Raw genomic sequence first — 22,204 nt, 5'->3', positions numbered from 1 at the left:
TTGGCCACCCGCCGGGGGGTGTCGCGGGTGTTGTGGTCGTTCTCGTGGTCGATGCGCAGGATGTCGAACAGCTCCTCTACCTTCTGGGCGGCGGCCATCATCATGGATTTGCACTCGGCCTCGGTCAGCGGCTGATCGAGAGCCTCATTGCACAGGCGTGCGAGGTTCAGATCACGCGAATGGAAGTTCATCATAGCCCCACGTTTTGTCTTGTGCATGCGTCAATACCTACGAACACCCTTTAGCATGAAGGGCTCAACGCACGTCGCAATATTTGAGCCGGATTGAGTCTGAGGGAGCCAGACCACGCAAAGGCTTGATTGCAGGCTGGGCTGCGCCTGCGAACTATGCTTCCAATCCTATAAGGGACCAACGACACTCCGATTGCTCGTGTGCTTTTGTGTTAAAGCATAGTATCACCTTTGCGCTGAAGCCGATGATCGGCTTGTTCTGAGGCAATTGCAGGCGTGCAGAAGTTCTCCCAAGACCAGTCGGAAAGCCGCTTCTGGCCATTTCGGGCAAGATCGTTGCGACCAGCAACGATGATAGGGCCCAGGTCAACCGCATAATGCTGGAAGCGAATGGAGTAGTAACTGTCGGTTTCACCGCGCTATATTAAGCGGCAAAGTGAAGTTTGAGGGCGTTTCCACTTGGCCAGTTGATGACGCAGCTCAGTGCCAACGGGCAGCGCGTGGTCGTCTTGCACTGGATCAATACAACGGTGAGGTTCTGATCGAGGACATCTCGAAGTATGATGTCATCTCGTATTGAACTGGGGCGGCGAATACATGCCCGTCAGTGACAGTTGGGCAACCTGCAGGAAGGGCTGCTGTCCGTGGGAGGATACGGAGGAGCGACCCGACGCCAGATCAGTTGCTGGCCGATGCTCCGGCATTGAGAAAATGACGATGCAGTCGGACGTCGGTCGAGACCAAGCCTGACGCAGCGACGCAGTGGTTTTGGCCAGGTGTGAGCCCTTCCACGGCTGCTCTCAGTGGGCTGGCGCAACCTATCAGATCGCGATTCGGATTGCCGCGAGAAGCAGCAAGGTCAAGGCGAATAGCATCCCGAACCATGCGCTCGCCCGTGCTAATGCATCTTGGGCCGGGTGCGAGCGCGGCTCCGGCATCTCATCGTCGAAATCGTCCATATTGCGCCTCCCCGGGCCGCGATCCGGAGATAACCAAATCGTGTTGCAGCCATCAAGAGAACCTGCGCCAGAATCCCTAAAATCTGCGTTGCTGCCAGACGTATGAGCAAAGCCGTCTCAAGCTTCACCTTTGACAAATCCTGAGGCCAGCCCCGAGGACTGGCGCGAGAAGTCTCTGCCGCAGCCAAGCAGGCATGCGACAGCGCTGCCCAACGCGGGCATGAGTCAACGATTTCTACCTGCAGGGGCTATAACAGTTGGGTCATGGGTGACGGCAGCACTTCCGCTCCTGATCGGTCGCATTTGCTCGCCTGACTTGCTGCACGCTGATGTTTTGCAAACACCCGGATGGTCGAGCCGAATGTGAGAGCGCAAAAGGCCATTCACATTGCATTACCTTTCTCGCGCATCTCGTACCCTTTGTTGAAGGGTGGCACTTGTCTATTGTTTGAACTGGCCGGCGGTGCCGGCCAGTTCCTCTGTTCGAGAGGGCAATACAGGCCGTTTGCCGTGCTCACGACCCTTTGCGCTTCGCATGGTGGACAGGGTTAGGCTTCTTTCCGGGAGGCGGGAACTTCTTCCCCGTCTTATCCTTTGAAGCTACCTTCTTCGCGTCGCGAGGCTCCGCCCGGTCGAATTCGGCCGGCTCGATCCGAATATCCTCGTCGTTGGTCTTACGCGCAGCCGAAGCGAACTTGCTGGCGTGAGATTTGACGATTCCGAATTTGGTCTCGCGGTCGAAGATGCGGATCGGCCCGATTTCCTTTTTGGTCACGTGACCAAGACGGCAGATGATGGGAAGGAGCCAGCGCGGGTCCGCGTTGTTGCGGCGTCCCACGCTCATGCGGAACCACACCATTTCCTCGGATCCGCCGCGCGCATCCTCCGTTTCGGCGCGCGGACCACGTTCGCGCCGTCCTCTGTCCTCCCTGGGCTCCCGCTTGTCGCGAGGTGGACGGGCTTCGCGAGATGAGCTGTCGTCGAACATCTCCTCAGGAGCAGGCAGGCGGGCGCGATGGGAGCGGACCAGGGCCACGGCGATCTCCTCGGCCGAGCGTTCGGCCAGAAGGGCACGGGCCATGCCGAGATCGTCCTCGGACGACTCCTCCGAGAACACCGGATCCTTCAGGAGGCGCTCCTGATCACGCTGCCGGATCTCATCGGCCGATGGCGGTCCACCCCAGGTCACGTCGATGCGCGCCTCGTCCACCAGCCTCTCGGCCTTGCGCCGGCGGGTATAGGGAACAAGCATGACGCAGACGCCCTTGCGCCCGGCTCGGCCTGTGCGGCCGCTGCGGTGTAGGAGCGTTTCGTGATCATTGGGCAGCTCGGCGTGAATCACCAGCCCCAGGTCGGGCAGGTCGATGCCGCGGGAGGCGACGTCGGTTGCGATGCAGACCCGGGCCCGGCCGTCCCGGAGGGACTGAAGAGCATGACTGCGCTCATTCTGGCTCAGTTCGCCCGACAGGGCGACAGCCGAGAAACCCCGCTCGACCAGACTCGCGTGCAGGTGCCGGACGGCTTCACGGGTATGGCAGAACACCATAGCGCCCCGGCTCTCGTAGAACCGAAGCACGTTGACGACGCCATGCTCGATTTCGTTCGGCGCAAGCCTGACCGCCCGGTACTCGATGTCGCCATGGGGCTGGTTCTGAACCAGGGTATCGATTCGGACTGCATCGCGCTGATAGCGCCGCGCCAACGTGGCGATGTTCTTCGGGATTGTCGCCGAGAACAGAAGGGTCCGCCGTTCCGTGGGCGTGGAGTCCAGAATGAATTCAAGATCCTCGCGAAACCCAAGATCCAGCATCTCGTCGGCTTCGTCGAGCACCGCGACGCGGAGCTTTGAGGTGTCCAGCCTACCGCGCTCCAGGTGGTCGCGCAGGCGGCCAGGGGTTCCAACGACGATGTGGCATCCGTCCGCTAGGGCGCGCTGCTCCCGGCGAATGTCCATTCCGCCAACGCAGGAGGCGACCCGGGCTCCGGCGGGGCCGTAGAGCCAGATCAATTCCCGGTTGACCTGAAGGGCCAGCTCGCGGGTCGGCGCGATGATCAAGGCCAGCGGCTCCTGGGGCGGCTCCAGCCGCTCCGCGTCGCCGAGAAGCGTCGACGCCATGGCCAAGCCATAGGCGACCGTTTTCCCGGAGCCTGTCTGGGCCGAGACCAGAAGATCCCTGTTCTCGGCATCGGGCTGAAGCACTGCGGCCTGAACAGGGGTCGGTTCTTGATAGCCGCGATCGGCGAGGGCGCGCTCGAGGCTCGGGTTTGTATTAGGGAAGGGCATGTTCTTGAGGCTGAACCATTTCTGTGGAGCGTCGAGGGGCTCCGGTAAAAGCATCAGCCTGAGGCGGCGTCATCGTCGATCTCGTCGATAGAGACCAGGAAGACGACATCGATATCAAGGTCGTCGTCTCCGTCATCTTCGTCGTCGTCTTCGTATTCGTCCTCATCCTCTTCTTCCAGGGCTTCATTGAAAGCGTCGACTTCGTCTTCCGATGAGGGTCTGGTCGTCAAGGCAGCCGAGCCATCCCAGAGGGGGCGGCCCTCGCTCTTAAACGACGTGAGGTCTTCTTTGAAGCTCTCACTGAGAAAGAGTTCCCGGGCCTGATCTTCATCCGCATTGGTGACGGCAACTGCTGTCCCGGCAATCTCGAGGGTAAACATAGCTTTTCCTTTGTCGAGGGGAGTGGATCCAACGGACTAACGCCGATCCCGATGATTCGATCAAATTTTCCCAGGCCTCCAAGTTGGCTCGGTTATCCACGGCCCCGGGTGGCGGCAGCCAAGCAGGCCTGCCCATAGGCTAGGGCATGCACGCGCTCGTTCCTAGGGTCTCCTGCATGGCCTTTCAGCCAATGCCAGGCAATGGAGCGCTCTTCCTGGAGCGCGGACAGGCGCTGCCATAGGTTCTTATTGGCCAGTTTCCCGCCTTTGATGATGCGCCAGCCCCGGGAGCGCCACCATGGCAGACGCTCGGTGACCCCGATGACCACATACTGGCTGTCGCTGTAAATCTCGGCTGGGGTGTGCGCCGGGAGGGCCTCCAGGGCGCTGATCACACCCATCAGCTCCATCGCAGAGCTGGTTGTGGCCAAGCTTTGGCCGATGATAATCTGTTCCCGACCATCGAGCAGAACCAGTGCCGCGTATCCGCCCGGACATCCTCCGCCGCTGCCGATGCAGGCCCCGTCGGTGTAGATGAGGGCGCTGCCCATAATCGCTGGCATTGAAGCGTCAGGCTGAGAGCAGCCGCCAAAATTCGCTCTCAGAGACAATCGAAATCGGGTGCCCTCCGGAGATGAGGCGTTCCGCGTCGCGCTCCTTGGCGCTCTTCCCGAGGCTGGGCCTCTCGCCGCCAACGCATAACAAGGTGGTCGCCGGAGAAACGGTCCCTCCAACGCTGAAGCCTTGCGCGGCCGCCCTGCGGGCCGCCTCCTTGCGGGCAATCTGCATTCGTCCGGTGAACACCACCGTCTTGCCCGAAAAGGGACCATCGCTCGCGCCTTGAACCAGGATCGACGGCTGACGGTGGGTCCGCTCAGCGATCGCCGACACCCAGGCGCTTGCGGAGCGGCCGCTTTCGGACAGGGCGCGGCGGAAGATGTGAGCCGTCGCAACGGCATCCTCAAGTGCGTCGTGATGCCGGAATTCGATTCCGAAATGCTGGGCCAGATTGCCCAGAGAATATCCCCTCCGGGCGAATTGCGGCCATGTGCGGCGCACCACGGTCTGGTTGTCGAGCCATAGGGCATCGAAAACCGGAAGGTCATATCTCTGGCATGCCTTGGTGATCGCAATCCGGTCAAACGAGCCGTGGGTCACGATGATCTTGCCGTCCAGGAGAGGGGCCAGTTTCGGCAGGATATCGCAGAAAGACGGGCAGCCGGCGACATGATCGGGCTCGATGCCATGGACCTTGATGTTCCAGTAGTCGAACCTGTCCTGAGGGTCGATCAGATGCGAAATCGTGTCGACGATCTCGCCGTTTTCGACCGTCACGATGCCGATCTGACAGATGGAAGCGCAATCGGGATTGGCAGTTTCGAGATCGAGGACGAGGTAGTTCATGAACAGGGCTTTAAATCTCTGGCGAATCGGCGCGGCAGTCTAGACTGCCGAGAGCGACATGTAGTTGTTCCAAAGGTCAAACACGATCGATGCATTGTCGCATAGGGCGTCAGTGTTCAGAACGTGTAGCGAAGAGCCTCGCTGGCCTCCCGCAAGGTGGGCAGAAAGCGTTCTTCCATCTCCTGGGCCGAGACCCGGGCTGCCTGAGCGCTGATATTCAGCGCAATCGTGATCTTGTCGTTTTTCTGGATGAGCGGCACCGCGATGGACTGCAGGCCGAATTCCAGCTCTTCGCTGACCATGGCGTAGCCCTGCTGGCGGGCAGCCTCGAGCGCGGCGCGCAGGTCCGATTTCTGAGTCAGGGTCTTCGGGGTCTTCGGCTCAAGCTTGACCCTTTCAAGATAGGCTTCGATCTCGGCTGGCGTCTGGTAGGCCAGGATGGCGCGGCCAAGCGACGTGCAATAGGCGGGGAGGCGGCTTCCGACGCCGAGTCCTATGGACATGATGCGCCGGGTCGCCGAGCGGGCGATGTAGACGATATCGTCGCCGTCCAGGACGGCCGCTGAACTCGATTCTCCTGTTTCCTGGGAGATCTTCTCAAGGAACGGCTGCAGGCGCAGCGAGAGCGAGGTGGAGGAAAGATAGGCATAGCCAAGCCTCAGGATACGAGGGCTCAGGCTGAAATAACGCCCATCGAAATCCGCATAGTTCAGCTTGGTGAGCGTGCGGAGATACCGCCTCGCAGCCGCGCGGGTGATGCCCGTCAGCTTGGCCACGTCCGTCAGCGTCAGCCGGGGGCGGCTTGCATCGAAGGCCTCGATCACCGCGAGGCCCTTCTCCAGGCTGGCGACGAAATCCCGATCACCTGTCGGCTCGTCCATATCCGTATTCGCCATGCATACTCCCAAGACCCGTGCTGTCATGGACTTTGGTAGCCTTGACACTCTGGCCCAAATTGTACTTCATGTTCGCTATGGTTATCAATGTTCGCAATGCGAACACACATGAGACCAAAGGCTAAGGAGACCGCAGGTCCTTCTGATAGAGGCCAAGCGGCTCCAGGGAGGAAATGAAGATGTCATCTGTGAAGAAGCTTCTCGGCGCGGCTGTCGGCGCGCTGCTCGCGGGCACCGCGTCCGTGGCGGCCGACACGATCAAGGTTGGAGTGATCGGGCCCTTCTCCGGCCCCTTTGCTCTCCAGGGCAAGAATTTCCAGGCCGGGGTCGAGGCCTATATGGCGCTCAACGGCAAGACCGTGAAAGGCCATACCGTAGAAGTCGTCTATCGGGACCTTCCGGCGGCCAACCCCGCCCAATCCCGCGCCTTGGCGCAGGAGCTCATTGTCAAGGATAAGGTGCAATATCTCGGGGGCGTCTATTTCACCCCCGACGCCCTGGCGATTACGCCCCTGCTCAAGCAGGCCAACGCACCACTGGTCATCTTCAACGCCGCGACATCGGCCATTATGACCCAGTCGCCCCTCGTCGTGCGCACGTCCTTCACCACGGCCCAGACCACGACGCCCCTGGGCAAGATCGCAGTTGACCGCGGGGTCAAGAAGATCATTTCGGCCGTCAGTGACTATGGTCCCGGCGTCGATGCGGAAGCGGCCTTCAAGAAGGCGTTCGAGGCAGCCGGCGGGCAGGTGGTCGAAGCCATCAGGATGCCGCTCAACACCAACGACTTCAGCCCTATCATGCAGCGGGTCCGCTCATCCGGCGCCGAAGGCGTTTTTGCTTTCCTGCCGTCCGGCCCGACCACGCTTGGATTCGTGAAGGCGTTCAACGATACGGGACTGAAGCAGGCCGGCATCAAGTTCTTCGCGCCGGGTGACTTGACGCAGGAATCGGACCTGCCGGCTTTGGGCGACGGAGCCTTGGGGCTGCTCACCACGTTCCACTATGCCGTCTCCCACGAATCTCCTGAGAACAAGCGCTTCGTCGAAGCAGCCACGAAGGCCATCGGTTCGCCCGAGCAACTCTCGTTTCCGTCGGTCGGCGCTTATGACGGCATGCATGTCATCTACAAGATGATCGAAGCCACCGATGGCAAGCAGGATGCCCAGAAGGCTGTCGACGCCGTCAAGGGGCTTGCCTGGACCAGCCCGCGCGGTCCCGTGAGCATCGACGCAGAGACCCGGCACATCACCGAGAACATCTACCTGCGCGAAGTCGTGAAGGGGCCGGACGGCAAGACCTTCAACAAGGAAATCGAGACCTTCCCGAACCAAAAGGATCCGGGACTCGCTTCTCAGTAGAGCCTGCGAGGTTCCATACTCGAGCGCGGCTTTCCAAGGCCGCGCTCTTCGCCCATCATCGGGATGGCCGCTGACCGAGACATTCACATGCAGACCATTCTCAGTATCGGACTCGATGCCTTCGCGTACGGCATGGCCCTGTTCATCATCTGCATTGGCCTGTCGCTCACGATGGGGCTGATGCGAGTGGTCAACCTGGCCCACGGGGCGTTCGCGATGATCGCCGGCTATATCGCATCCTATGCGGCGCGGGATCTGGGGATGGGCTACGCGATTGCGATCGCCCTCGCGATCCTGGGCACGATTGTCATCTCAATTCCTCTGGAGCGTTTGCTCTTTCGTCGGATTTACGGCAGTCCGGAGCTTACCCAGGTGCTGATGACAATCGGCATCACGTTCTGCGTCATCGGCATCACGAACTACTTCTTCGGCCCCACCCTGAAGACCATTCCACTTCCGGAAGCGCTGGCGCAGCCGGTCGATGTGGGCTTTCGCACCATCTCGGCGCACAGGCTTTTCGTGATCGCCTGCGGGGTCGTCGTTGCGACAGGCCTTTGGTTCCTGATCGAGAAGACAGCCTTCGGCATCAAACTCCGCGCCACCGTCGACAACGCCGCCATGGCCGATGCGCTCGGCGTGCGCACTCAGGTGGTCTATGCCGTCAGCTTCGCCATCGCCATTGGCTTGGCTGCGCTGGGCGGCGTGGTTGGAGCCGAGTTTCTGCCTATCGAACCCTATTACGCCCTTCGCTACATGGTGACCTTTCTTGTGGTCGTCTCTGTCGGCGGGGCGGGTTCTATCCCCGGGGCCGTGGTGGCCTGCATCGTGCTCGGCGCGATCGACACCACGGGACGATATCTCATGCCGGAGTTCGGCAACTTCTTCTTCTACGCAGCCGTAATCGGTATCGTTTGCGTGTTCCCGCGCGGCTTCTTTGGAAGGGCTCAGTAAAGTGCAGGTCATCGCTCCATCGGAAAAGCTTGTCGCGCCGTCGCACACCGGGGCTCAGATTGGCCGTGATGTGGCAGGAGTGCTCCTGATCATTGCGGCGGGCCTTGCAGGTTATTGGCTGTTTCCGGACAATCTGGCGCTGCTGACCCGTGTAATCGCAGTCGCGCTGATGGTTCTGTCCCTGGACCTTATCGTCGGCTATTGCGGAATCGCTACGCTCGGCCACGCGGCTCTGTTCGGAGCCGGCGCATACGCGGCGGGCATCGCTTGCGTGAACGGCGTCACCGAGCCATTGACGCTGATCGTTATCGGGGCGGTTGGCGGCGCGGCAGCGGGTCTCGTCATGGGCACGATCATGCTCAGGGCCCACGGGCTGCCGCAGCTCGTGCTTTCGATCGCCATCGTCCAGCTCTTCCATGAGGCTGCGAACAAGGCATCCGCCTACACGGGCGGCAGCGACGGCCTTTCCGGATTGATGCCGAGCCCGCTTTTCGGCGTCTTCGAGTTCGATCTCTGGGGGCAGACGGCCTATCTCTTCGGCCTGATTTTGCTGGTTTTCGTCTTCATCGTTCTCAAGTTCGTCGTCTCATCGCCGTTCGGCATGCTCTGCCGGGGCATTAAGGAAGACCAGGTGCGCATCCGCGCCATGGGGGCTTTCGTGTTCCCGGTCCTTCTGAAGATGTTCGTCATTTCAGGCGCGGTCGCCGGAATGGGCGGTGCATTGGCGGCGATTTCCACGCAGGTCGTCGGCCTCGACAGCGTCAGCTTCGAACTCTCCGCCAATGCTTTGGTCATGCTGGTGCTGGGCGGGTTGGGAACGCTTTACGGAGCGCTTGTTGGAACGGTAATCTTCATGGGGTTCGAGCACGTGGTATCCTCCATCAACCCCTTCCACTGGATGACCATGGTCGGAGCTCTGCTGATCGCCGTGGTGCTCGCGGCGCCCAAGGGACTTAGCGGGCTCACCGACAGGCTGTTCGCGTCCGGCCGCGCCAAGGGAGGCCGGTGATGAGCGAACTTTTTCGCGTCGAGGGCTTGACCAAGTCCTTCGGAGGGCTTGCGGTCAGCCGCAACATTTCACTTGCCATGCCGGCCGGAGAGAGGCTTGCCCTCATTGGTCCCAACGGGGCCGGTAAGACCACCTTCGTGAATCTCGTCACCGGCCAGATCAAGCCAAGCGCCGGCAGGGTCGTCCTGAACGGTGACGACGTCACGGATCTTGGAGCCGTACGGCGCGTGCGTAAGGGGCTCGTGCGCACCTTCCAGGTCACACGGCTTTTCTCGGACATGACGCCGGAAGAGCATGTCACCCTCACGGTGCTGCAGCGCGAGGGCAGGGCATCCCGCATTCTGAGCCGCTTCACGGGCGACTCCACGGTGGCCGATGAGGTCCATGGCCTGCTCGGCGCGTTGGGCCTCGTCGAGGTCGCTAGACGCAAGGTCGGAGAGATCGCCTATGGCCAGCAGCGTCTTCTCGAGATTGCCATCGCGCTCGCCTTGAAGCCCAAGGTGCTGCTTCTCGACGAACCGGCGGCCGGCGTGCCGTCGAGCGAGACGCCTCGAATCGAGCAGGCCCTGGAGCGCCTGCCGCCCAGCCTCGCGGTGCTGATGATCGAGCACGACATGGACCTCGTGTTCCGTTTCGCCAAGCGTGTGGTCGTACTGGCCGCGGGTGAGATTATTTTCGAAGGGCTGCCATTCGAGGTCGCCGCCAACGACAAGGTTCGCGAAGCCTATTTGGGGAATTATGCCAATGCCCGCAGCGTCGCTTGAAGTCCGCAGCCTGAGCGCCGGTTACGGCCCGACTGTGGTGCTGGAAGACGTCTCGTTCTCCGTGCCTGCCGGTTCGCGCCTCTCGATCCTGGGCCGCAACGGCATGGGCAAGACGACCCTCCTGTCCAGCCTCATGGGACTGACACGCCGATATGGAGGCGAGATCAGGGTCAACGGCAACGATGTGGCCGGTGACAAAAGTTCGGAACGCGCCCTAAAAGGGGTGGGCCTCGTGCCCCAGACGCGCGACATCTTCCGGTCCCTCACCGTTGAGGAGAACCTGCTCGTCGGCATCAAGGACCGCCCGCGCAGTGTGATCCAAGAGGCCTACGACATGTTTCCGAGGCTTCACGAGCGACGACGAAACCTGGGCTGGCAGCTATCCGGCGGCGAGCAGCAAATGCTCTCCACAGCCCGCACGATCCTCGGGCGCCCTTCGGTTCTGCTCCTCGATGAGCCCCTTGAGGGCCTGGCTCCGGTCATCTGCGATGAGCTCATGGCTGCGTTCACGCGCCTTGCGGCGAGCGGTGAAATGACCATCCTGCTCGTGGAGCAGCGCCTGGAGAGCGCTCTCGACTTCGCCGAATCCGTCCTCATCCTCGAGCGCGGGCAGATCGTCTGGCAGGGATCAAGCGAGGCGCTTCGGTCCGATCATTCCCTGGTCGAGCATTATATCGGCGTCGGCTCCTTGCACTGAGTTCAAACATGGCATTCGCACGCGCAAACGGCATCGTTCTTCACTATCAGGTTCTTGGAAATCCCGATGGCCCGGCTCTTGTCTTCGTGAATTCCCTTGGAAGCGATTTCCGCATCTGGCAGGACATCGTGCCGGCGTTCCTCGATCGTTTTCGTGTCGTTCTCTACGACGAGCGGGGGCATGGTTTGTCTGATGCGCCGCCCGCGCCCTACACGATCGATGATCATGTTGATGATCTTCTGGCGCTGCTCGATCTTCTAACGGTCGATCGCGCCGCTTTCGTGGGCCTGTCCGTCGGAGGCATGATCGGGCAACGCATTGCGGTGCGCGCGCCGGAGCGTGTCCTGGCCCTGACCCTCTGCTGTACGGCGGCAAAGATTGGCACCCCGGAAACCTGGGCCGAGCGGATTGCAGCGGTCGAGAACGGCGGCATCGAGGCTGTCGTCGAAGGCGTGCTGCAACGCTGGTTCACGCCCTCGTTTCGTCGTGACAAGGCCGAGGCCTGCGCCGGTTGGCGGAACATGTTGGTTCGCACCCCTGCTCATGGCTATACGGGAACCTGCGCGTCGATCCGTGATGCGGATCTGACCATGGATGCAGGGCGCATTGCCGCGCCGACCTTGTGCGTCGCGGGCGATCAGGATGGTTCGACGCCGCCGGATCTCGTGCGGCATACGGCAGGCCTGATCCCGAACGCGCACTTCGAGCTCATCGAGTCGGCAGGTCATATCCCCTGTGTCGAGCAACCGGCAGTGCTGTCGAAGCTCATCAACCGGCATCTTCAGGAGGTGGGACTTGTCTGAGAAGCACCAGAGCGAGCGCTACAAGGCAGGAATGGTGGTTCGCCGCCAGGTACTGGGCGACGCGCATGTAGACCGGGCAAGCGCCCAGATGACGGAATTTGATGCAGACTTCCAGACCTTCATCACAGAGGGGGCCTGGGGCTCCGTGTGGTCGCGTCCGGGCTTCACCAAGCGCGAGCGCTCCATCGTGACCATCGCGCTCCTGGCGGCCCTCGGGCAGGACGACGAGGTCGCCATGCATGTCCGTGCGACCCGCAACACCCGCGCGACCAAGGAAGATATCAAGGAGGCGTTGTTGCACGTGGCCGTCTATGCAGGCGTTCCCGCGGCCAACCACGCCATCAAGATCGTCAAGAAGACTTTGGCCGAAATGGAAGCCGATCCGGAGCCCGGACAGTAACCCGGACGAACGGAGCCTCCGCTATCTCGGGGTGGGGTTCCAGAGGAGGAAACATGGTGGATCAAGGAACTTTCTATCAGCGCGACCGGAGCTGGCATCCGCCTGCTTTCTCGGCACCCTATAAGACAACCGTGCTGCGCTCCCCGCAGCAGCCGCTCCTGTCGCTTGAGAACACGATCTCCGAATTGACCGGGCCGGTTTTCGGGCACGACAAGATCGGACCGCTGGATAACGATCTCATCCGCAACTACGCCAAGACCGGCGATCCGATCGGCCAGAGGATTGTCGTCTATGGTCGCGTGCTGGACGAGAATGCCCGTCCGGTTCCTGGAGCCTTGCTGGAGTTCTGGCAGGCCAATGCGGGCGGGCGCTATCGTCACAAGAAGGAAACCTATCTCGCCGCCATCGATCCGAACTTCGGCGGTTGCGGGCGAGCCATCACGGACGAGGACGGACGCTTCTGGTTCAGAACCATCAAGCCTGGCGCCTACCCTTGGCCTAATGGCGTCAACGATTGGCGGCCGGCCCATATCCACTTCTCGGTCTTCGGACACGCTTTCGCACAGCGCCTGATCACGCAGATGTATTTCGAGGGCGATCCGATGATCTGGCAGGATCCCATTGTAGCGACCATCCCTGACAAGACTGCCATCGAGCAGCTCGTTGCGGCGCTCGACCGTGAGAACACGCTGCCGATGGACTCGCTCGCGTATAAATTCGACATCGTCCTTCGCGGCCGCCGCTCGACGATGTTCGAGAATCGGATGGAGGGGAACTGATGACCCAGAAGCTGACCCGCCTCAAGGAATCGCCATCCCAGACCGCCGGCCCCTACGTGCATATCGGCACGAACCCGAACTGGGTCGAGATCACGGGTGTGTGGAACGAGGATCTGGGGCTCGTGCTTGTCGGTCCCGAGACGAAGGGCGAGCGCGTCGTCATCAAGGGGCATGTCTATGACGGCGTAGGCGACCCACTGAAGGATGCGCTGATCGAAATATGGCAAGCCGATGCGGATGGGCTCTACAACAGCCCGCAGGAGCGGCGCGGGCGGGCCGATCCGAACTTCGTCGGCTGGGGACGCCAGCCAGCGGATGGGGCGACCGGCGAATACCGCTTCGAGACGATCAAGCCGGGCCGTGTACCCTATAAGGACGGACGCCTGATGGCCCCGCACATCACCGTTTGGATCGTTGCACGAGGCATCAATGTCGGCCTCCACACGCGGATGTATTTTAGCGACGAAGAAGCTGCCAACGCAGAATGCCCGGTTCTTTCCAGGATCGCCCACAAGGCCCGAGTGCCAACCCTGATCGCCACGCGGACCGAGGAAAAGGGGCTGCCGACCTACACCTTCGACATCCATCTGCAGGGTGAGAAGGAAACTGTTTTCTTCGATATTTAATGGTTACCTGAAAGCGTATCATGGCCAAGTTTCAGAGCCTCCAAGAGGCTGTCGCAGAGAACCTCCGCGACGGCGATACCGTCGCCTTCGAAGGCTTCACCCACCTCATCCCTCATGCGGCCGCTCACGAAGTGATCCGCCAGGGACGTAAGGACCTGACGCTGATCCGCATGACGCCGGACATCATCTATGATCAGATGATCGGCATGGGCCTCGCCAGGAAGGTCATCTTCTCCTACGCGGGCAACCCTGGCGTGGGTCTTCTGCGCCGCATGCGTGACGCCATCGAGAACAGCTGGCCCCGTTCCATCGAAACCGTGGAGCACAGCCACGCCGCTATGGCGAACGCCTATGAGGCCGGGGCTGCGGGCCTGCCGTGCGCGGTCTTCCGCGGTTATCGCGGCGCGGGCCTCAAGGAGGTCAACCCCGCGATCAAGAGCGTGACTTGTCCGTTCACCGGCGAGGAACTCGCGGCTGTCCCGGCCCACCGCCCGGATGTCACATTCATTCATGCCCAGAAGGCCAGCAAGCGTGGCGAGGTTCTGGTCGAGGGCATCGTGGGCGTGCAGAAGGAGGCTGTGCTTTCGGCCAAGCGCGCCGTGGTGACGGTGGAGGAGATCGTGGACGATTTCGACGATCTGCATCCGAACCTGTGCATCCTCCCGCACTGGACCGTCACATCCATCGTTCATGTGCCGGGCGGCGCGCATCCGTCCTACACGCACGGCTACTACGATCGCGACAACGCCAATTATCTCGAGTGGGACAAGATTTCCGCTGACCGTGACCTCTTCGCCCAGTGGATGAAGGACAACGTGTTGAATGTCGGCCCGGAAGTCTTTGCTGCCCGCGTACAGGGATTGTGAGAAAAATAAATGTCCGGCTTTACTCCCACCGAGATGATGACCATTGCGGCCGCCCGCGCGCTCTCCAACGATGATGTGTGCTTCGTCGGGATCGGCGCGCCGTCAGCGGCCTGCAACGTGGCGCGGCTGACCCACGCACCCGACATCACCTTGATCTACGAGAGCGGCACCATTGGCACCGCGCCCGAGGTTCTTCCGCTGTCCATTGGCGACGGCGAGCTCTGCGAGACCGCCGTGTCCACTGTGCCGGTACCGGAAATGTTCCGCTACTGGCTGCAGGGCGGGCGCATCTCCATCGGGTTTCTAGGTGCAGCTCAGTTGGACCGCTTCGGCAATATCAACACCACGGTGATCGGCGATTACAACCACCCCAAGGTCCGCCTGCCCGGCGGCGGCGGGGCTCCTGAAATCGCCACCTCCTGCAAGGAGGTCTATATCACTATGAAGCAGTCGACCCGCGGCATGGTGGAGAAGATCGACTTCTACACCTCCTTCGGTCACGGGGACGGCGGCGATCACCGGCAACGACTTGGCATCGACACCAAGGGTCCAACCCTCCTGATTACGGATCTGGCGACTTGGAAGCCGGATCCAGACACAAAGGAATTCACCGTTGTGTCCATGCATCCGGGGGTGACAAGGGAACAGGTTCAGGAGACGTGCGGCTGGAAGGTGCGGTTTGCCGATAACGTCGAGGAAACCCCGCCTCCATCCGAACTTGAGCTGTCGACCTTGCGCGATCTCCAGGCGCGAACCGAGAGAGCCCACGGCGGCAAGAAGGGAGTCTAAGATGTCCGAGGCTTATATCTGCGCCTATGTCCGCACTCCCATCGGTCGCTACGGCGGCTCGCTCTCCGGTGTCCGCACCGATGATCTTGGAGCAGTCCCGCTGAAAGCTCTTATGGAACGCTTGCCGAATGTCGACTTCGAGGCCGTTGACGACTTGATCTACGGCTGCGCCAACCAGGCGGGTGAGGACAATCGCAACGTCGCCCGCATGTCCCTGCTGCTCGCCGGTCTTCCCGGCTCGATTCCCGGCACGACCATCAACCGGCTCTGCGGCTCCGGAATGGATGCGGTGATCGCGGCCGCTCGCGCGATCAAGGCAGGGGAGGCGGAGCTGATGATCGCCGGCGGTGTGGAGTCCATGTCGCGTGCGCCTTTCGTAATGCCGAAAGCGGAATCGGCCTTCTCACGCGCGGCCGAAATTTATGACACCACCATCGGCTGGCGCTTCATTAATCCGCTGATGAAGACTCAGTACGGCGTCGATTCCATGCCCGAAACCGGCGAGAACGTGGCCGAAGAGTTCCAGATCTCCCGGGCGGACCAGGATGCGTTTGCCGTTCGGTCCCAGAAGAAGGCAGGCGCGGCTCAAGCCAATGGCCGCTTCGCCAAGGAGATTGTCCCGGTCTCGATCCCGAAGCGAAAGGGCGACCCTGCCGTCATCGACAAAGACGAGCATCCCCGAGCCGACACGACACTGGAGGGGCTTGCTAAACTGTCGACACCATTCCGCAGGGATGGAACGGTGACAGCTGGCAACGCTTCCGGCGTCAACGATGGCTCGGCCGCTCTCATCATTGCATCGGAAGAGGCCGTGCGGAAGTACGGCCTCGAACCGATCGCAAGGGTCGTCGGCGGAGCTGCCGCCGGCGTCGAGCCGCGCATCATGGGAATCGGCCCGGCGCCGGCCACCAAGAAGCTCTGCGCCCGCCTCGGGTTGAAGCCAACGGATTTCGACGTCATCGAGCTGAACGAGGCGTTTGCCAGCCAAGGCATCGCGGTCCTGCGCGAACTCGGCGTGCCGGAGGACGCGGAGCACGTGAATCCCAATGGCGGCGCCATTGCGCTCGGACACCCGCTCGGCATGTCTGGTGCGCGGATCACCGGCACAGCGGCCTTGGAGCTCAAGCTTTCGAGGAAGAAGCGGGCATTGGCCACCATGTGCGTCGGGGTCGGGCAGGGCATTTCAATCGCCCTCGAGGCCGTCTAGAGGGCTCATCGGATGACGACTGAACCGCTATCCTCTCCGCTCCTGCAATCCCTCATCGGCGATGAGGAAGCGTCTGCATTTTTTTCGAATGAGGCCGAACTGCGCGCTATGCTGCAGGTCGAGGAGGCTCTTGCGGACGCCGAGGCGGAGGTTGGTCTCATCGAGAGCGCGGCTGCAAGCCGGATTTCGGAGGCGTGCCGGAACTTCCAGCCGGATTGGTCCCGGCTTGCCCAAGGGCTCGCACAGGACGGAGTGATCGTCCCGGAATTCGTGAAGCAGCTCCGCGCCGCTGTCGGCGAGACTCACGCCAAGTCTGTCCATGTCGGTGCAACGAGCCAGGACATCATCGACACGGGATTGATCCTGCGCCTGAAGGATCTGACGCAAATCTATCTCCACCGCTTGAACGCACTCGTCCACTCCCTCGGGGCATTGAAGGCCCGCGACGGTGAAATCCGCCTGATGGCCCATACGCGGATGCAGCAGGCGCTTCCGTTCACGGCCGCCGACAAGATCGACACATGGCTACAACCCATCGAGCGGCTCAGGGATTTATTGCAGCAACTCCAGCCGCGCCTGCTGGTGCTGCAACTGGGTGGTCCGGTCGGGACGCGCGGAGAACTGAAGCAACACGGTGATGCGATCGCGGATGGCATGGCCGAGCGGCTTGGGCTTGGCTTTGTGCCCTCATGGCATTCCCAGCGAGATCGCATCGGCGAGTTCGGGGCCTGGCTTTCCCTCGCGTCCGGGACCCTCGGCAAGATCGGTCAGGACGTCGCCTTGATGACGCAGAACGAAGTTGGCGAGGTACGCCTCGCCACGGGTGGCGGCTCATCGGCTATGCCTCACAAGTCCAATCCGGTTCCGGCCGAAGTTCTCGTGACGCTTGCGCGCTTCAATGCAGGCATGCTTGGTACTCTCCACCAGGCCCTTGTGCACGAGAACGAGCGGTCCGGTGCGGCATGGACCCTTGAGTGGATGGTCCTGCCCCAGATGGCAATCGCGACTGGCGCGGCATTGAGCAAGGCCAACGCCCTTCTGGAAGGCCTCACCTTCGTGGCGCATCAAGCGCAGCCGTGAGGATGGGTTGATGGCAAGCTTCAGGCATCGCCGACGATCACGGTAATCTTTCCGCTGCCTCCACAATCCGGACAGGGCTTTTGCTGCAGATTCCCGGAACCGTTGCAGGTGGGGCAGATATCGTCTCCCGTCTGAGACGTTCCGGGCACGTCTTCATCGCCCGGGTTCTTTCGCTCCGTCTCTGTCATGGTCGGTCTCCTTTGATGAGGGAACGTGAATCGTGCGGCAACGGTTCATCCGTTTGAGATGTCCCCGAATGAGCGATGGTGGCTTTCTGCAGGGCGCGGAACGTGAGCGGCGATAGACCGGTCTTATGCTTGAAGAAGCGCGTGAAATACGACGGATCGTCGAAGCTTAGGGAAAGCGCCACTTCCTTGGCGCTCATGGACGTGAAGGTCAGATAGCGCTTGGCTTCCAGAACAATGCGCTGATGAATGACTCCGAGAGCCGTGTCGCCCAGATGCTCCCGGCAGATCCTGTTGAGATGGGTCGGGGTGAGACCCAGCCTCTCCGCATAGAGTTCGAGGGGCTTGTGGGCGCGAAAATCCTGATCGACGAGTTGGCGGAAGCGCATGGCGTGATGGCGGCTTCTGTCGCCTTGGCCAGGTTGGGCCTGAAGAGTAAGTCGCTTCATGCGGTGCAGGCCGATAAGGACGAGCGTCAGCCGCGCCTTAATGATGCCGAGACGGCCTGGAGCCCGGTTTGCGAATTCGGCCGCAATCACGCTGATGTCAGCCTCCACGCCTCGGGCGACGTCAGGGTGCTCTCCTAGGGCAACGAGCTGCACCTGCTGAAACGTGTCTTCGATCCCGTCCTCTGCATCAAGAACATCGGCAAGGCTCCTGTCCAACAGGGTCAGCACCGTTCCGGCCACATTGGGCGAGAACCTGTAACCGTGGACCACTGCAGGGGGCAGGGTCAGGATGCAAGGCGCATGGACCGTGCTCCGCCTGCCATCGATGACGACATCCGCCTGCCCCTCGGTCAGGTGGAGGATCTGAAACAGGCTCTCGTGGCGATGGGGCTGGATCTCGTAATTGTGCAACCGGCTGCGCGACTGGATCGTTTCGCAATGGACCCAGTCAGCACTGAGATTGTCGTTGAGCTCTCCATAGAGAGCATAGGTCGGGATCATTGCCATGGCGAAGTTGGTCGGGTTTCGGCGAATGTTCGGATTGTCCTATCCTATGATGGCTTTGTCCATTGGCCGGCAGGCCGCCGGCGTCCATCTTCTCTAAACTGGCGAGTGCGGCCTGAGCCGCCGTGGGAGGATCCCGGGAATGCGAACCAAGGTCGTGATCATCGGCGCGGGGCCCGCGGGCTTGCTATTGGGGCGTCTGCTCGAGAACGAAGGCATCGAGACAATCGTCCTGGAGCGGCGGAGCCAGGATTACGTGCTCGGGCGGATCAGGGCAGGGGTGCTTGAGCAGAGCACCGTCGAGCTGCTGGAAAAGGCTGCCGTCAGCGAGAGACTGCATGAGGAAGGCCTCGTCCATGACGGGGTCGAACTCTGCTTCGATGGCGATCGCCATCGGTTCAATTTCCGCGAACTGATCGGCCGTACCGTAACCGTCTATGGGCAGACCGAGGTTACCCGCGACCTGATGCAGGCCCGTGACGCCTCTGGGGCGAAAACGATCTACGAAGCGCAGGACGTCTCCCTTCATGATTTCGACGGCGACAGCCCCAAGGTGCGCTTCAGGAAAGACGGCGTCGAGCACGAGATCGCTTGTGACTTTATCGCCGGCTGCGACGGCTATCATGGGGTTTCGCGCGCCAGCGTGCCCAATCACGCGTTGAGGACCTTCGAGCGGGTCTATCCCTTCGGCTGGCTTGGGATCCTGGTGGATTGCCCGCCGGTTTCGGACGAGCTGATCTATGCCCATCATGCCCGGGGCTTTGCGCTCTGCTCCATGCGATCTCCAACCCGCAGTCGCTATTATGTGCAGGTTCCGGCCGACGAGAAGGTGGCGGCGTGGTCGGATGAGCGCTTTTGGGATGAACTCCGCAGCCGCCTCGATGAGGAGACGGCAGACCACCTGGTTACCGGTCCATCCATCGAGAAGTCCATCGCGCCTCTTCGAAGCTTCGTGGCCGAGCCATTGCGGTTCGGGCGTCTGTTCCTGGCCGGGGACGCGGCCCACATCGTTCCGCCCACGGGCGCGAAGGGCCTGAACCTCGCAGCCAGCGACGTGCGCTACCTGTCTGAAGCCCTGATCGAATATTATGGCGAACGCTCGTCTGCCGGAATCGACAGCTATTCGTCCCTGGCCCTTGCGCGGGTCTGGAAGGCTGAACGCTTCTCCTGGTGGATGACGTCGATTCTCCACACCTTCCCGGATACGGATACCTTCGGCCGGCGGATCCAGCGGACCGAGTTCGAGTATCTGGTCGCGTCCGAGGCGGCAGCCCGGTCCATGGCTGAGAATTACACGGGGCTTCCTTATTGATCCGCCTGCCGTCTGTCCGCGAAGACAGGGTGTGAACAGGCACCAGGACCAATATGGACAGGACGCAACCAATATGAGACCAGTTAGGGCGTGACCCATACTGGCCTCGAATTCTGTTTCCAGCCTCTGTATCAGCAGTCCGTCCCCGGCTTCCGCATCAACGAGGACGGCTTTGGGCTGTCTGGACATTGTGCCTGGGTCATCGATGGCGCGACCGGGGTGTTGGACGAACGCTTGACGCCAGGGCCGACCGACGCCGCGTGGCTGGTTCAGGCCATGTCCCGCCAGCTCGAAAATTCCGCCACCTCTGTCCAGACGACCCGGGAAGCTTTCTCTGCCTTGGAGGCTGATCTTCAGGCCGCCTTCCGGGATGTGACGGCCCATGTACCGGCCGTGCAGGACGACCACGCGCCTTCGGCCTGCCTGGGCTTTATCAGGCTTTCAGGGCTGCCCGGAAATGGACGGACGTTCGTAGAAGGAGCCTTCCTGGGCGACGTGGTCGCGCTGGTCCCGTCGCAGGATGGCATCGTCCGATGGACGGACGAGCGGGCAAAGCCCTTCGAGCGGCGGACGCTGGCGGCTCTTGGAGCGGAGGGACACGAGCCCGGCCGCATCCCTCAGGCGGTGAGACGCCAGATCCTGGAAAACCGCTCCAAGCTGAACCAACCGGACGGCTACTGGGTCGTTAATCCGCGTCGTCCCTGGGCTGGGCGGGAGTTGACGTTCAGGGCTGCGGTCAGGCCTGAAGAGCCGATCGTGCTCGCCACTGCCGGATTCATGCGTCTTGTCGACGTGTTCGGGCGCTATTCCGACGGCACTCTCCATGCGCGTCTGGCAGCCGGGGAGGGTGAGAGCCTTATGAATGAGCTGAGAGACTTGGAACGAGCCGACCCCGTGGCGCGCGCCCATGTCCGTGTTAAAACCCACGATGACGCCACGGTCCTCGTGATCGCACCGGAGCCATACAGCTGAGAATTCCGAGAGGGCGCGTCCGTGCAAGCGCTCTCCGGTGGTTAGAAAGGATTACAACGATGAGGGAGCTCAAGATGAAGCTGACGAGACGAATGCTGATGGGAGCCGCGGTTGGCGGTTACCTTCTCTCCACCGCCGCCGCCATGGCCAAGACCGAGCTGACCTTCTGGAGCTGGCGTCAGGAAGACAAGGCGTTCTACAACGAGATCATCAAGAAGTTTCAGGAAAAGGAACCCGAGATCTCGGTCAAGTTCGAGACCTATGCGCCGGAGAATTACCAGACGATTCTTTCTACCGCGCTCGCCGCCGGCCGCGGCCCGGACGTGATTCAGGTTCGCGCCTACGGCAACCTGGAGACCATTGCGACCCCAGGCTATCTCCTTGCGCTCGACAAGCAGAGCGTGCCCGAACTCGCAAAATTCCCGGAGCCTGCTCTGGCGGCAGAAACCCTGCGCTCCGACGGCAAGGTCTATGCCGTGCCCTTCGCCATGCAGACCCAGCTCGTTGTCTACAACAAGAAGCTGTTCAAGGACGCGGGCGTGAACCCGCCCAAGACCTGGGATGAGCTGATGGCCTTGGCCTAGGCCCTGAAGGCCAAGAACATCAATCCCTTTGCGAACGGCACTGCGACCGCATGGCAGAATGAGACCATCGTGGGCGGCCTGCTCTCCTCCATGCTCGGCAAGCAGTTCGAGGAAGACATCATCTCAGGCAAGGCGAACTTCACCGACCCGCGCTTCGTCAATGCCTTGGCCAAGTTGAAGGACGTGAGCCAGTACTTCGCGCCGAACTTCACGGGCGTCGATTACCCGTCGTCGCAGCAGCTCTTCGTGGCCGGCCGCGCCGCCATGTTCGCGGGCGGGTCCTATGAGGTTGCTAACTTCACGAAGCAGAACCCGACGCTCGATCTCGGCGTGTTCCCGGCGCCTGTCCTCAAGGCCGGGGACCAGGCGCTCGTCGCCACCTACTACGACGGCGGTTATGCCGTGAACGCCAAGTCCGACAAGAAGGACGCGGCGCTCAAGTTCGTGCGCTACTTGGCGACACCCGAATATGGCACGGCCTTCACCAATACCCTCAAGAACCTGTCGCCGATCCAGGGCATCAAGATCGAGGACCCGATCACGCAGGAAGTGGCGAAGCTGGCCGAAAACTCCATGTCGTACCTGATGCTTGTCCGCTTCCGCTATCAGGAGCCGAGCGGCTCGGTGCTTCTGCAGTCGAACGTGCAGAAGATGCTCGCCGGCCAGCAGACGCCCGAGCAGGCTGCCGCCGAGATCAACAAGGGCATCGCGACCTACTACAAGCCGTTCCAAAAGTAAGGCTTTGAACACCG

General features: G+C 61.6%; 23 protein-coding genes and 2 pseudogenes. 16 read left to right on the top strand and 9 right to left on the bottom strand.

From position 1 onward, the window contains the following. The 7 genes and pseudogenes from DRB19_RS01280 to DRB19_RS01255 all read right to left on the bottom strand — a co-directional run. Positions 1-218, bottom strand: a pseudogene (locus DRB19_RS01280) (hypothetical protein); the annotation flags it as partial. A 794-nt stretch (positions 219-1,012) separates the two neighbouring features. Then, the gene (locus tag DRB19_RS29690; RefSeq protein ID WP_162815549.1) at positions 1,013-1,150 is read right to left on the bottom strand and encodes a hypothetical protein; all 138 of its coding nucleotides are present in this window, start codon (positions 1,148-1,150) and stop codon (positions 1,013-1,015) included. A gap of 514 nt (positions 1,151-1,664) precedes the next feature. After that, positions 1,665-3,434 (bottom strand): DEAD/DEAH box helicase, encoded by a 1,770-nt coding sequence (locus DRB19_RS01275; protein WP_114184221.1) that lies wholly within the window; start codon positions 3,432-3,434, stop codon positions 1,665-1,667. A gap of 53 nt (positions 3,435-3,487) precedes the next feature. Continuing rightward, positions 3,488-3,814: a hypothetical protein gene (locus tag DRB19_RS01270; RefSeq protein ID WP_114184191.1), complete on the bottom strand. Its 327-nt coding sequence runs from the start codon at positions 3,812-3,814 to the stop codon at positions 3,488-3,490. Positions 3,815-3,906: 92 nt separating this feature from the next. Further along, positions 3,907-4,377, bottom strand: coding sequence for a ribonuclease H family protein (locus tag DRB19_RS29685; RefSeq protein WP_162815548.1), 471 nt, complete (start codon positions 4,375-4,377; stop codon positions 3,907-3,909). A 7-nt stretch (positions 4,378-4,384) separates the two neighbouring features. Further along, entirely contained in the window at positions 4,385-5,218 is an 834-nt protein-coding gene (locus DRB19_RS01260; protein WP_114184190.1) for an exonuclease domain-containing protein, read from the bottom strand. A gap of 116 nt (positions 5,219-5,334) precedes the next feature. Next, positions 5,335-6,114, bottom strand: coding sequence for an IclR family transcriptional regulator domain-containing protein (locus DRB19_RS01255; protein WP_114184189.1), 780 nt, complete (start codon positions 6,112-6,114; stop codon positions 5,335-5,337). A gap of 188 nt (positions 6,115-6,302) precedes the next feature. Here DRB19_RS01255 and DRB19_RS01250 point away from each other — a divergent pair, with 188 nt between their 5' ends. From DRB19_RS01250 to DRB19_RS01190, 13 genes are all read left to right on the top strand, one after another. Further along, positions 6,303-7,475, top strand: coding sequence for an ABC transporter substrate-binding protein (locus DRB19_RS01250; protein ID WP_162815550.1), 1,173 nt, complete (start codon positions 6,303-6,305; stop codon positions 7,473-7,475). A gap of 87 nt (positions 7,476-7,562) precedes the next feature. Next, positions 7,563-8,426, top strand: coding sequence for a branched-chain amino acid ABC transporter permease (locus DRB19_RS01245; protein ID WP_114184187.1), 864 nt, complete (start codon positions 7,563-7,565; stop codon positions 8,424-8,426). 10 nt (positions 8,427-8,436) lie between these two features. Beyond that, a complete protein-coding gene (locus DRB19_RS01240) occupies positions 8,437-9,435 on the top strand; it encodes a branched-chain amino acid ABC transporter permease (RefSeq protein ID WP_114184219.1) in 999 nt (332 codons plus the stop codon). Then, positions 9,435-10,199 (top strand): ABC transporter ATP-binding protein, encoded by a 765-nt coding sequence (locus tag DRB19_RS01235; protein ID WP_114184186.1) that lies wholly within the window; start codon positions 9,435-9,437, stop codon positions 10,197-10,199. The genes DRB19_RS01240 and DRB19_RS01235 overlap by 1 nt, the downstream gene beginning before the upstream one ends. Beyond that, a complete protein-coding gene (locus DRB19_RS01230) occupies positions 10,180-10,896 on the top strand; it encodes an ABC transporter ATP-binding protein (RefSeq protein ID WP_114184185.1) in 717 nt (238 codons plus the stop codon). Before DRB19_RS01235 ends, DRB19_RS01230 begins: the two co-directional genes overlap by 20 nt. Before the next feature lie 8 nt (positions 10,897-10,904). Further along, positions 10,905-11,699 carry a 3-oxoadipate enol-lactonase gene (gene pcaD / locus DRB19_RS01225; protein WP_114184184.1) on the top strand — a complete coding sequence of 265 codons (795 nt, stop codon included), beginning with the start codon at positions 10,905-10,907 and terminating at the stop codon, positions 11,697-11,699. Between the two features lie 31 nt (positions 11,700-11,730). Then, positions 11,731-12,099 (top strand): 4-carboxymuconolactone decarboxylase, encoded by a 369-nt coding sequence (gene pcaC, locus DRB19_RS01220; RefSeq protein WP_373867337.1) that lies wholly within the window; start codon positions 11,731-11,733, stop codon positions 12,097-12,099. A gap of 53 nt (positions 12,100-12,152) precedes the next feature. Next, positions 12,153-12,878: a protocatechuate 3,4-dioxygenase subunit beta gene (pcaH, locus tag DRB19_RS01215; protein WP_114184182.1), complete on the top strand. Its 726-nt coding sequence runs from the start codon at positions 12,153-12,155 to the stop codon at positions 12,876-12,878. Then, a complete protein-coding gene (gene pcaG, locus DRB19_RS01210; protein WP_114184181.1) occupies positions 12,878-13,504 on the top strand; it encodes a protocatechuate 3,4-dioxygenase subunit alpha in 627 nt (208 codons plus the stop codon). Before pcaH ends, pcaG begins: the two co-directional genes overlap by 1 nt. Positions 13,505-13,524: 20 nt before the next feature. Further along, a complete protein-coding gene (locus tag DRB19_RS01205) occupies positions 13,525-14,370 on the top strand; it encodes a CoA transferase subunit A (protein WP_114184180.1) in 846 nt (281 codons plus the stop codon). A 9-nt stretch (positions 14,371-14,379) separates the two neighbouring features. Further along, positions 14,380-15,159 (top strand): CoA-transferase subunit beta, encoded by a 780-nt coding sequence (locus DRB19_RS01200; RefSeq protein ID WP_114184179.1) that lies wholly within the window; start codon positions 14,380-14,382, stop codon positions 15,157-15,159. A gap of 1 nt (position 15,160) precedes the next feature. Beyond that, entirely contained in the window at positions 15,161-16,366 is a 1,206-nt protein-coding gene (pcaF, locus tag DRB19_RS01195) for a 3-oxoadipyl-CoA thiolase (RefSeq protein WP_114184178.1), read from the top strand. A 12-nt stretch (positions 16,367-16,378) separates the two neighbouring features. Next, positions 16,379-17,446, top strand: a complete 1,068-nt coding sequence (locus DRB19_RS01190; protein ID WP_114184177.1) for a 3-carboxy-cis,cis-muconate cycloisomerase — start codon at positions 16,379-16,381, stop codon at positions 17,444-17,446. Positions 17,447-17,466: 20 nt separating this feature from the next. On the opposite strand, the gene DRB19_RS30555 is transcribed toward DRB19_RS01190, so the two are convergent. Together DRB19_RS30555 and DRB19_RS01185 are read right to left on the bottom strand one after the other, a co-directional pair. Beyond that, a complete protein-coding gene (locus tag DRB19_RS30555; RefSeq protein ID WP_170148893.1) occupies positions 17,467-17,634 on the bottom strand; it encodes a hypothetical protein in 168 nt (55 codons plus the stop codon). Further along, the gene (locus tag DRB19_RS01185; RefSeq protein ID WP_114184176.1) at positions 17,631-18,587 is read right to left on the bottom strand and encodes a helix-turn-helix domain-containing protein; all 957 of its coding nucleotides are present in this window, start codon (positions 18,585-18,587) and stop codon (positions 17,631-17,633) included. The genes DRB19_RS30555 and DRB19_RS01185 overlap by 4 nt, the downstream gene beginning before the upstream one ends. Positions 18,588-18,726: 139 nt before the next feature. On the opposite strand from DRB19_RS01185, the gene pobA reads away from it, so the two are divergent. The 3 genes and pseudogenes from pobA (at position 18,727) to DRB19_RS30965 (ending at position 22,190) form a co-directional block, all read left to right on the top strand. Then, a complete protein-coding gene (gene pobA / locus DRB19_RS01180) occupies positions 18,727-19,896 on the top strand; it encodes a 4-hydroxybenzoate 3-monooxygenase (protein ID WP_114184175.1) in 1,170 nt (389 codons plus the stop codon). A 90-nt stretch (positions 19,897-19,986) separates the two neighbouring features. Continuing rightward, positions 19,987-20,868: a hypothetical protein gene (locus DRB19_RS01175; protein ID WP_114184174.1), complete on the top strand. Its 882-nt coding sequence runs from the start codon at positions 19,987-19,989 to the stop codon at positions 20,866-20,868. A 59-nt stretch (positions 20,869-20,927) separates the two neighbouring features. After that, positions 20,928-22,190, top strand: a pseudogene (locus tag DRB19_RS30965) (extracellular solute-binding protein). The last annotated feature ends 14 nt before the right edge of the window (positions 22,191-22,204 follow it).

The sequence above is a fragment of the Microvirga aerophila genome (assembly GCF_003332305.1).
Classification (GTDB): Bacteria; Pseudomonadota; Alphaproteobacteria; order Rhizobiales; family Beijerinckiaceae; genus Microvirga; species Microvirga aerophila.
This window is presented reverse-complemented; position numbering and strand designations above follow the sequence as displayed.